Consider the following 10,334-nt stretch of genomic DNA (forward strand, 5'->3'; position numbering starts at 1 on the left):
CAATCCCCCCACCCAAAACCCCATCAAGGCTTCCCATTCGCATACAAATAATCTGTAGCCAACGAAGCCATCGTCCGCACCCCAACCACCAGCGCCGACTCATCCACAAAGAACCCCGGATTATGATTGGGCGCCGCTTTGCTCAAATCCTGATCCCTGGGCGTCACGCCCAAGAACACAAACAACCCCGGCACTTCTTTCGCATAGAACGAAAAATCTTCCGCGCCGCCCACCAGCGGCCCTTGCACCACGTCGTCTCTCGCCGCCCAGCGCAGGGTCGGCAACATTTTCTCGGTCAGCGCCGGGTTGTTAATCGTCGGATCGTATTTTTCGATGATGGTCACTTCGGCTTTCGCGCCGCCGCTTTCGGCGATTTTTTCCACGGTTTGGCGGACGTCGGTGTGCAGTTTTTGGCGGATGCCGTAGTCGTAGGAGCGGATGGTGCCGGTCATGTCGAGTGATTCAGGAATGATGTTGTAGCGCGTGCCGCCGTTGATGGTGCCGATGCTGACGACCGAAGGGTAGGACGAGATGTCGGTGCGCCGGCTAACCACGGTTTGCAGGCCGACGATGGTTTGGGCGCCGACGGTGATCGGGTCGATGCCGTCCCAGGGGCGGCCGGCGTGGGTTTGTTTGCCGAGGATTTTGATGCGCAGGTCGTCGGAGCTGGCGAGGGTCGGGCCAGGGCGGTAGGCGATTTGCCCGGCGGGGACGCCAGCCCAGACGTGCAAGCCAAACACGGCGTCGGGTTTCGGCGATTGCATCGCGCCTTCAGCGATCATCATTTTTGCGCCCCAGGTATTCGTGCCATCCGGGATGAAGTCGCTTGGGCCTTCTTCGGCCGGTTGGAAGTAGAACACCACCGTGCCGGGCAGCGTTTCGCGCAGGCCTGTAAGAATTTTCGCCGTGCTCAGCAGGATCGCGGTGTGCGCGTCGTGGCCGCAGGCGTGCATCACGTCGACTTCTTTGTTGAGGTAGGTGCCTTTGGCTTTCGAGGCGAATGGCAGGTCCGCGACTTCCTTGACCGGCAGCGCGTCCATGTCGGCGCGCAGGGCCACGGTCGGGCCGGGCAGGGCGCCTTTGAGGACGGCGACCACGCCGGTGCGGGCGACGCCGGTTTTGACCTCCAGGCCCATCGCGCGCAGTTGTTTGGCGACCAGTTCGGCAGTGCGTTTCTCGGTATTACCGAGCTCTGGATGCGCGTGGATGTCGCGGCGGGTTTCCAGCAGTTCGGGTTCGAGCGCCTTGGCTTGCTCGGCGATGTAGCTGCGGCTGGTTTCCCGGGTGTCGGCGCTGGCGTGGGTGGCCAGCGCGCCGAGCAGGCTCAGCAGGCAGGTTTGGGCAATGCGAGTCAGCGGCATCGGTGTTCTCCATGGCTGTTGTTTTTGTTGGCTTCAATGCCTGTGACCGGAGCCGCCGCCCAGAGTGCTATTCCTTCTGCACGCCGCCGCCCGCGGTGATCACCTGCACACTCATCCGCGGCGTCGCCAGATCCAGCCCGGCCTCATCCAAATGCCGTTTCAGCGACAAGTTGAACGCGCGCGACACTTCCCACTGTTTGATCGGCGCCGTCTTGAACCGCGCCCGCAGGATCGCGCTGCCGGACTCGAAACTCTCAACGCCTTGAATCTCCAGCGGTGACCAGATGTTGCGGCGTTGCAGCGGATCGGTGCGCATTTTCTGGCCGACCTCGCGCATCAGTTTGATCGCCTCGTCGATTTCCATGTTGTACGGCACCGCCACGCGGAAAATCGCGTAGCCGAATTCGCGCGAGTAGTTCTTGATGCTTTTGATTTCGCTGAACGGGATGGTGTGGACGATGCCGTCGATGTCGCGCAGGCGCACGGTGCGGATGGTCAGGCCTTCGACGGTGCCGAGGTGGCCGCCGACGTCCACGTAGTCGTCGATGGCCAGCGAGTCTTCGATGATGATGAACAGGCCGGTGATCAAGTCGGCAACCAGCGATTGCGCGCCGAAACCGATGGCCAGACCGATCACACCGGCACCCGCCAGCAGTGGCGTGACGTTCATGCCCATGTTCGCCAGCGCGACGATCAGCGCGATGATGAAAATCGCCACGAACAGCACGTTGCGGATCAGCGGCATCATCGTTTGCGCCCGCGCGTTGGCCAGGCCTTTGCGCGAACGGGTGAGGGCGTGGTGCACGGCGGTGTCGCTGAGAATCCAGATCAGCCAGGCAAAAATCAGCGTACCGGCGAGGCTGAACAGTTTGACGCTGACTTCATGCCCTTCGCCCTCGGTGAAGGAAATCAGCGACATGCCCCAGACGCGCAAACCGAGCTCGATGAACACCAGCCACACGAACAAATGCGCGAGGGTGTAGCAGAAGCTTTTCAGCCGGTCGGAATACAGCGCGTGGCGTTTCACCCCGCGTTGCGGTTTCAGTGAATGGCGGCGCACCAGGCCATTGATGACCATGCACAACACCAGCAGCACGGTGCAGATCAGCGATTGGCGCAACGCGGTGCTGGTGTCGCCGGCCGAGAAGAATGTCGCAAACAGCGAAATGCACACCAGCACCAGCGCCGGTACGTACCAGAACGTTCCGAGGATATCGATGGTGTCGCTGAGGGCGCGACGGGTCAGGCGTCGCGACAACGGCTGGTTGCGGATCAGGTGCGCGATCGGGCGGCGGAAGCGCAGGATGAACAGCCCGGTGGACAGCGCGGCCATGACATTGGCGATGGTCGCGGCGGTATGAGCCAGGTGCGTGCCGAGGCTGGCGACCAGTCGCGGGTCGCTCAGGGCTTCACCGAACGCAGCGAAACTACCGATCAGCCACAGCGGCCGGAACGCCTGATGACGCAGGATGTACAAGGCGCGATGGCGGTGCGGGCCGTCGAGCACGGAGAACGCAATCACGCAGATCGCCGAGAAACAGGTGCCGACCACCAGCGCATACGCCAGCACCATCGCCAGGCTTTTGCCCAGCGAGGACGGCAGCGCGTAACTCATGTAAACCGTCATCACCAGCGCAATCAGCCACGGCCCGAGCTTGCGCAGGGCGAAGCGCAGCATGTCGAGGGCTTTGGGGTGTTGCGGCAATTCTTCGGTGAGGCCGAAGCGCATGCGCACGCGGTGGCTGATCCAGATCAGCGCGGCGGCGAGCAGGCTCCAGACCATCAGGATCATCGCGAAGGCAAAAATGATCGGCAGCCATTCGTTGGCCGGGAGCATCAGCGCGGAGAATTCTTCCTTGGCCAAACCAAATTCCGCGGACCAGCGCGTGAGCGGGCTGTCGGCCCCGGAAAATTTGCTTTCGAAACTGGCGAGCGTGCCGCCGATCAAGCCCAGCACGCCTTCTTCGGCGGTTGGTTGGGCTTTTTTGGTGACGTCGCGGAGCTTTTTCAGATCGGCGAGCAGCTTGGTGCGTTGTTGATCGTTTTCCAGCGACTTGATCACTTCGTCGAGCGATTGCCCCAGCGGTGCCTGGGCTTCGGGTTGGGTTTTCGACGAGTTGTTGAGCAGACCGGGCAAACCGACGGCTTGGGCAGGCGCGATCGGCAGCAACGTCATGAGGCAGATAAGGAGGAAACAAGGCAGGGCAAAAAGACGAGCGAACACTAGGCGGTCAACCTCGGGATGAGCGGATCGGCCGAGTGTACGAGGCCGTCAAAATCAATGCGAGCCGGGGCGCGGATTTATTCGTTGAGTTTGGCGAGGATTTTGTACACGACGGTGGCGAGGATCAGCAGCATGCCGAGCCACATGGCGAAGACGCCGGCGTTTTTGTCACGGAAATTGAAGCCGATTGCCAGCATGATCATCCCGGCCAGAATCGGGATCAGCATGGCGTGGAAGGAAGACATCGTAATCATGGCGACAGCCTTGTCGTAGGGGATTACTCAAGTCTAGGTGGGTTTTGCGTGAGCGCAGACTGACACCTGTAGGAGCATGGCTTGCCCGCGATGGCGATCTCATTGACGCCATCGCGGGCAAGCCTTGCTCCTACAGGGGCGCAGCGTCTACGGCAACTCGCGGCAGCTGTAGAACGCGCTCAGGACTTTGACCAGATGCGCCAAGTCGTGGCTGCCGCACAGTTCGCGGATCGAGTGCATGGCGAACGTCGGCAGGCCGATGTCCACGGTGCGCACGCCGAGGTGGCTGGCGGTGATCGGGCCGATGGTCGAGCCGCAGCCCATGTCGCTGCGCACCACGAAGCTTTGCACCGGCACTTCTTCGGCCATGCACAGATGGCGGAAGAACCCGGCGGTTTCGCTGTTGGTGGCGTAGCGCTGGTTGCTGTTGACCTTGATCACCGGGCCTGCGTTGAGTTTCGGGCCGTGGTTGGCGTCGTGTTTCTCGGCGTAGTTGGGATGCACGCCGTGAGCGTTGTCGGCCGAAATCAGCAGCGATTTCTGAATCGTCCGCACGAACTCATCACCTTCCGGCAACAAGCGGCGCAGCGTCTGCTCGAGCATTGGGCCGTCGGCGCCGCACGCCGAGCAGGAGCCGACTTCTTCGTGGTCGTTGGCGACAAACACGCAGGTTTCGTCGGTTGCGGTAGTCAGCAACGCTTGCAGGCCGGCGTAGCACGACAGCAGGTTGTCGAGGCGCGCGCCGGCAATGAAATCACCGTGCAAGCCAATCACTGCAGCGCTTTGGGTGTCGTAAAAGCTCAGCTCGTAATCAAGCACCACGTCGGCGTTCAGCCCGTGTTCGCGGGCCAGTTGATCGGTGAGCACGGCGCGGAAGTCCACGCGTTCGTCACCGGCAAATTGCGCGAGGATCGGCGGCAGTTCGGTTTGCGCGTTGATCGCCCAACCCATGTTGGCTTCACGGTTGAGGTGAATGGCCAGGTTGGGAATGGTCGCGATCGGCGCCTTGAAGTCGATCAATTGGCTTTCGACTTTGCCATCGCGGCGGAAGGTCACGCGGCCGGCCAGCGACAGGTCGCGGTCGAACCACGGTGCCAGCAGCGCGCCGCCATAGACTTCGACGCCCAACTGCCAGAAGCCCTGACGTTGCAGTTCCGGTTGCGGTTTGACCCGCAGGCACGGGCTGTCGGTGTGAGCGCCGACCATGCGAATGCCGCCGTGCAGGGGCGAGTGACGGCCCATTTTGAAGGCGACAATCGAGGAATCATTGCGGGTGACGTAGTAACGACCGTTGGTTTCGACGGCCCACGGTTCACGCTCGTCAAGCCGCGAGAAACCCGCCGCTTCCAGGCGCTGAACAAGGCTGGCAGTGGCATGAAACGGGGTAGGGGAGGCCTTGAGGAAGTCGATCAGGCCTTGGTTCAACTCTTCGCGCATAAGAAACTCCAGACAGCAATGGGCGCGAGTTTAACGCAAAGTGCGTCGGGCGCCGAACCTCAGTGCATGAAGATCATCGTGGCAAGCGAGCTTGGTCTGGCGAGGTGGTTCACTGTGGCGAGGGGGTTCACTATGGCGAGGGGGCTTGCCCCCGTTCGGCTGCGAAGCAGCCGCCAATCAAGCAACCGCAATCTCCCTGACGCAACGGTGGCAAAAGTTTGGGGGCGCTGCGCACTCCAACGGGGGCAAGCCCCCTCACCACGGCCAGCTTCTTTAGCCACGAAAGCTCGCGGCCACAGGTTAATTACATGTCTTCAGAACGGTGCGGGGCATTCGAAGCGCAGGCGTTCGCCGGTTTGCGGCTGGGTGAAGCTCAGCATGCTCGCGTGCAAACACAGGCGCGGCCAGGCAGCCAGGGCCTGTTCGTGGGCGTAGAGGCCGTCGCCGAGCAACGGATGGCCGATCGACAGCATGTGCACGCGCAATTGATGCGAGCGGCCGGTGATCGGCGTCAGCTCGACGCGGCACCAGTCGCCGCAGCGTTCCAGCACGCGCCAGAACGTCAGGGCATTCTTGCCGAATTCGTGATCGACTACATGCCGGGGTTTGGTCGGCGGATCGTAGCGCAACGGCAAATCGATGCTGCCGCTGTCCAGCTCCGGTTGGCCCCAGCACAGCGCGGTGTAGGCCTTTTCGGTTTCGCGGTCGTGAAACTGTCGAGACAATTCGCGGTGCGTGTCCGGGTCGCGGGCCAGCAGAATGATGCCGGAGGTTTCCCAATCCAGCCGATGGACGATGCGCGCTTCCGGGTAGCCGTTTTCTTGCAGACGGGTAATCAGGCAGTCCTTGTTGTCATCGGCCCGGCCGGGCACGGAGAGCAACAGGGTCGGTTTGTTCACCACCAGAACGGCGGCGTCCTGATGAATGATCTGGATGTTCGACAACGGCATTAAAACAGCCTCGTAACAAACGCCAACGGCGACTCAGGCCCCCGCACTCTGTAGGAGCGAAGCTTGCTCGCGAATGCGTCACCTCGGTCTATCAGATACACCGAGTTGCCTCTGTTCGCGAGCAAGCTTCGCTCCTACGGAGTGCATAAGAGCCTGAGTCGCCGTGGCTCCCGCTGGTTCGACTAGCGATCCGGCAGGGTGATATTGAGTTCCAGAATCGAGCAGCTACCCTGGTTTTCCAGGGCGACGTGCACGTCATCGGACCCGATATTGACGTACTTGCGGATCACTTCCACCAGTTCCTTCTGCAAGGCTGGCAGGTAATCCGGGGTACTGCGTTGGCCGCGTTCATGCGCCACGATGATCTGTAGACGCTCTTTCGCTACCGACGCGGTACTAACCTTTTTACTGGCACGAAAGAAGTCAAAAAGATTCATTATTTACCTCCAAACAGGCGCTCGAAGAAGCCCTTCTTCGTCACATCGAGAAAACGATGTGCCTTTTCTTTGCCAAGGAGGCGATCGACCGCATCACCGTAGGCCTGACCGGCGTCGCTCTGGTCGTCGAGAATCACCGGCACGCCAGAGTTGGAGGCTTTCAGAACCGCTTGGGATTCCGGAATCACGCCCAGCAGGGTCACCGCGAGAATTTCCTTAACGTCTTCAACGCCGAGCATTTCGCCGTCGTTGACGCGCTGCGGGTTGTAGCGAGTCAGCAGCAAGTGTTCCTTGATCGGATCTTCGCCACGTTCGGCGCGACGCGACTTGCTCGCCAGCAGGCCGAGCATGCGGTCCGAGTCACGTACCGAGGACACTTCCGGGTTGGTCACGATGATCGCTTCATCAGCGAAGTACATCGCCAGGTGCGCGCCTTTCTCGATACCGGCAGGGGAGTCGCAGACCACGAACTCAAATTGTTCCTTGAGCTCCATCAGGACCTTTTCCACGCCTTCGACGGTCAGCGCGTCTTTGTCGCGGGTCTGACTGGCGGCCAGCACGTAGAGGTTTTCCAGACGTTTGTCTTTGATCAGCGCCTGCTGCAGGTTGGCTTCACCGTTGACCACGTTGACGAAGTCATACACCACGCGACGTTCGCAACCCATGATCAGGTCGAGGTTACGCAAACCGACGTCGAAGTCGACGATCACTGTTTTGTGGCCGCGCAGAGCGAGGCCGGTACCGATAGCGGCGCTGGTGGTGGTCTTACCCACACCACCCTTGCCGGATGTAACCACGAGAATCTTGGCCAAGGTGTTTCACCCCTAAGGAAAAGGACATTTAGCCCCTGAAAAACATCTCTTGAAAAACTACTGCAGTCGGACAGCCTTGGCTGGAATCCGGTCCTGGGCGGCACTTACTTTGGGTAAACACTGCTTGTGGCCTTTTTCCTACTTCGTTTGAGCCGTTTTCGCTACGTTTTAGAGATGCTTGGAAAATGCGGCAGTATCCGTTAAAGACGAATGATGTTCAACACGTCGCCCGACAGGCTGACTTGAACGCCCGAGCCCCACAGTGGATCGCGACGCAGGTCTTCGGAAACCTTGTAATGGCCGGCAATGGAGAGCAATTCCGCGCTCATCTGCTGACAGAAAATCCGCGCTTTCCAGTCGCCCTTGACCCCGGCCAAGGCACGACCGCGCATCGGGCCGTATACATGGATGTTGCCATCGGCGAGAAGTTCCGCCCCCGGGCTGACCGAAGAAATCACTACCAGATCGCCACCCTGGGCATATATCTGTTGGCCACCACGTACTGGCGAAGTGATGACTTTGGTCGGTTTAATCGTCGGCTCCGGCGGTTTCTCCGGTTTTTTCACCACTACGCCTTCGTTCGGCTCCAGCGGACGCTCACGCGCGCCGGACGGCGGCAGCACCGGCAGGTCGACGGCGATGGCAGCAGCGATGTCTTCGATGCGGCTGGCGCGGATCGCCAACGTGCGCAGGCCGTGCGAGCGGCAAACGCGCATCAGCCCCGGCAAATCGACAGCGCCTTCGCTCGGCGGCAGCTTGTCCAGCGCCAGCACCAGCGGCGCGTTGCTGAAGAAATTCGGCGCCTGGGCGACCTTGGCGGCCAGTTGTCGATCGAGGCTCTCGAGGTCGTTACGCGCCAGCTCCAGCACCGTAATGGCGAGCATGCTGCCCTTCAACTGGAACACGGGATCTTGGTCTAGCGGATCGGTTTGGCTCATGGTCGGCATACAACGGCTTGTCACTAAAAGTGCCGAGACTTATAACGAGAACGCCCGCAGGCCGCAAGCCGGGTCGAACGATGTAGAATGCGCGGCCATTGTCTTTCCGGAACCTTTAATGGATCGCCCGCGTTTTCGTACAGCATTTCTTTCTCCGCGTTTCTGGCCGCTGTGGTGCGGGCTGGGGCTGTTGTGGCTGATCGTGCAGTTGCCGTACCCGGCGCTGCTGTTTGTCGGCCGCGCCCTCGGTGCCCTGATGTACCGCGTGGCGGGCGACCGACGGCGCATTGCCAAACGCAACCTTGAACTGTGTTTCCCGGAAAAATCCGCGGCCGAACGCAAGCGCCTGCTCAAGGAAAACTTCGCCTCCACCGGCATTGCCTTCTTCGAAATGGCCATGAGTTGGTGGTGGTCACGCGAGCGTCTGGCCAAATTGGCGCATGTCGAAGGCCTGGAGCATTTGAAAAAAGCCCAGCGCGACGGCAAAGGCGTGATTCTGATGGCGCTGCACTTCACCACGCTGGAAATCGGCGCGGCGTTGCTCGGCCAGCAGCACACCATCGACGGCATGTACCGCGAACACAAAAATCCGTTGTTCGACTACATCCAGCGTCGCGGTCGCGAGCGGCATAACCTCGATTCGCTGGCGGTGGAGCGCGACGACGTGCGCGGCATGCTCAAGTTGCTGCGCGCCGGCCGGGCGATCTGGTACGCGCCGGATCAGGACTATGGCGCCAAGCAAAGTATCTTTGTGCCGCTGTTCGGGATTCAAGCGGCGACCGTCACCGCGACCAGCAAATTTGCCCGCTTGGGCAAGGCGCTGGTGGTGCCGTTCACGCAGGAGCGTCTGGCGGACGGCAGCGGTTATCGGTTGGTGATTCATGCGCCGCTCGAAGGTTTCCCCGGCGAAACCGAAGAAGCCGACTGCATCCGCATCAATCAATGGGTCGAAGGCGCCTTGCGCGATTGCCCGGAGCAATACCTCTGGGCCCATCGCCGCTTCAAGAGCCGCCCGCCCGGCGAACCTAAACTGTACGCAAAACGCGGCTGAACCCCGATCCCCTGTAGGAGCGAGGCTTGCCCGCGAAGGCGTCATCTGCGACACCCAGAAACCGAGGTGAAGCCTTCGCGGGCGAGCCTCGCTCCTACAGGTTTTGTGTTAGACAGGGCTGGAATAATGATCCCGTCCAGCACCATGGAGCGTTGTGCATGAATCCAGGCGAACCGGTTACAGGATTGATTCTTTCCGGCGGCGGGGCTCGGGCGGCGTATCAGGTGGGCGTGCTGGCGGCGATTGCCGAATTGTTGCCGGTGGGCGCTGACAATCCGTTCCCGGTGATCGTCGGCACTTCCGCCGGGGCGATCAACGCGGTCAGTCTGGCCAGCGGCGCAATGGATTTTCGCAGCGCCATCGAGCGCCTCACCGCGTTCTGGCAGGGCTTTCGCAGCCATCAAGTGTTGCGCAGCGATTGGCCGGGGGTGATCCATCAGGCCGCGCGGTTTGTCAGTCGCAGCTTGTTGGGTATCGGCGCGCCGGTGCCGGTGGCGCTGCTCAACAGTTCGCCGCTGCGCAATCTGCTCAACGAAAAATTACAGATGAACGGCATCGCCGAGGCCATCGCGCGCAAGCAATTGCAAGCAGTGGCGGTGACCGCGTTCGGTTATGAATCGGGGCAGGCGGTCACGTTCTATCAGGGCGGCGGGACGATTGATGCGTGGTTGCGCCATCGCCGCATTGGCGTGCCGACCCAATTGAGCGTTGAACATTTGCTCGCCAGTTCGGCGATTCCGCTGTTGTTTGCGCCGGTGAAAATCGGCGACGAATTTTTCGGCGATGGCGCGGTGCGGCAGTCGGCGCCGATCAGCCCGGCGCTGCACCTTGGCGCCACGCGCGTGCTGGTGGTCGGCGTCAGCGGCAACC

The 10,334-nt window shown here is 61.2% G+C and carries 10 protein-coding genes; 2 read left to right on the forward strand and 8 right to left on the reverse strand.

The window, feature by feature from the left end; genetic code table 11:
• Window positions 1-23 precede the first annotated feature (23 nt).
• The 8 genes from BI292_RS05915 to minC form a co-directional block, all read right to left on the reverse strand.
• Entirely contained in the window at window positions 24-1,361 is a 1,338-nt protein-coding gene (locus BI292_RS05915; RefSeq protein WP_101207293.1) for an amidohydrolase, read from the reverse strand.
• A 67-nt stretch (window positions 1,362-1,428) separates the two neighbouring features.
• Entirely contained in the window at window positions 1,429-3,585 is a 2,157-nt protein-coding gene (locus BI292_RS05920; RefSeq protein WP_101207294.1) for a mechanosensitive ion channel family protein, read from the reverse strand.
• 77 nt (window positions 3,586-3,662) lie between these two features.
• On the reverse strand, window positions 3,663-3,839 hold the full coding sequence (locus BI292_RS28920; RefSeq protein WP_167370416.1) for a hypothetical protein: 177 nt from the start codon (window positions 3,837-3,839) through the stop codon (window positions 3,663-3,665).
• Window positions 3,840-3,986: 147 nt separating this feature from the next.
• On the reverse strand, window positions 3,987-5,276 hold the full coding sequence (locus BI292_RS05925) for a M18 family aminopeptidase (protein ID WP_101207295.1): 1,290 nt from the start codon (window positions 5,274-5,276) through the stop codon (window positions 3,987-3,989).
• 314 nt (window positions 5,277-5,590) lie between these two features.
• Window positions 5,591-6,226 (reverse strand): RluA family pseudouridine synthase, encoded by a 636-nt coding sequence (locus BI292_RS05935; protein WP_092271155.1) that lies wholly within the window; start codon window positions 6,224-6,226, stop codon window positions 5,591-5,593.
• 182 nt (window positions 6,227-6,408) lie between these two features.
• Window positions 6,409-6,663 (reverse strand): cell division topological specificity factor MinE, encoded by a 255-nt coding sequence (gene minE / locus BI292_RS05940; RefSeq protein ID WP_007898843.1) that lies wholly within the window; start codon window positions 6,661-6,663, stop codon window positions 6,409-6,411.
• Window positions 6,663-7,475: a septum site-determining protein MinD gene (gene minD, locus BI292_RS05945; protein ID WP_092271146.1), complete on the reverse strand. Its 813-nt coding sequence runs from the start codon at window positions 7,473-7,475 to the stop codon at window positions 6,663-6,665. The genes minE and minD overlap by 1 nt, the downstream gene beginning before the upstream one ends.
• Window positions 7,476-7,675: 200 nt before the next feature.
• Window positions 7,676-8,413: a septum site-determining protein MinC gene (gene minC / locus BI292_RS05950; protein WP_092281456.1), complete on the reverse strand. Its 738-nt coding sequence runs from the start codon at window positions 8,411-8,413 to the stop codon at window positions 7,676-7,678.
• Between the two features lie 118 nt (window positions 8,414-8,531).
• Between minC and BI292_RS05955 the strand changes: the two genes are divergently transcribed.
• Together BI292_RS05955 and BI292_RS05960 are read left to right on the forward strand one after the other, a co-directional pair.
• Window positions 8,532-9,464: a lipid A biosynthesis lauroyl acyltransferase gene (locus BI292_RS05955; protein WP_092271143.1), complete on the forward strand. Its 933-nt coding sequence runs from the start codon at window positions 8,532-8,534 to the stop codon at window positions 9,462-9,464.
• Between the two features lie 158 nt (window positions 9,465-9,622).
• Window positions 9,623-10,334 (forward strand): patatin-like phospholipase family protein (locus BI292_RS05960; protein WP_178076534.1); only part of this gene is annotated, 712 nt, incomplete at its 3' end.

It is taken from the genome of Pseudomonas sp. 43NM1 (assembly GCF_002836905.1).
GTDB classification, from domain to species: domain Bacteria; phylum Pseudomonadota; class Gammaproteobacteria; order Pseudomonadales; family Pseudomonadaceae; genus Aquipseudomonas; species Aquipseudomonas prosekii.

Excerpts from the sequence above, each read along its gene's own strand:
- BI292_RS05935 (WP_092271155.1), bottom strand. The coding sequence starts at position 6,226 with ATGCCGTTGTCGAACATCCAGATCATTCATCAGGACGCCGCCGTTCTG.
- minC (WP_092281456.1), bottom strand. The coding sequence starts at position 8,413 with ATGAGCCAAACCGATCCGCTAGACCAAGATCCCGTGTTCCAGTTGAAG.
- minE (WP_007898843.1), bottom strand. The coding sequence starts at position 6,663 with ATGAATCTTTTTGACTTCTTTCGTGCCAGTAAAAAGGTTAGTACCGCG.
- BI292_RS05915 (WP_101207293.1), bottom strand. The coding sequence starts at position 1,361 with ATGCCGCTGACTCGCATTGCCCAAACCTGCCTGCTGAGCCTGCTCGGC.
- BI292_RS28920 (WP_167370416.1), bottom strand. The coding sequence starts at position 3,839 with ATGATTACGATGTCTTCCTTCCACGCCATGCTGATCCCGATTCTGGCC.
- BI292_RS05925 (WP_101207295.1), bottom strand. The coding sequence starts at position 5,276 with ATGCGCGAAGAGTTGAACCAAGGCCTGATCGACTTCCTCAAGGCCTCC.
- BI292_RS05955 (WP_092271143.1), top strand. The coding sequence starts at position 8,532 with ATGGATCGCCCGCGTTTTCGTACAGCATTTCTTTCTCCGCGTTTCTGG.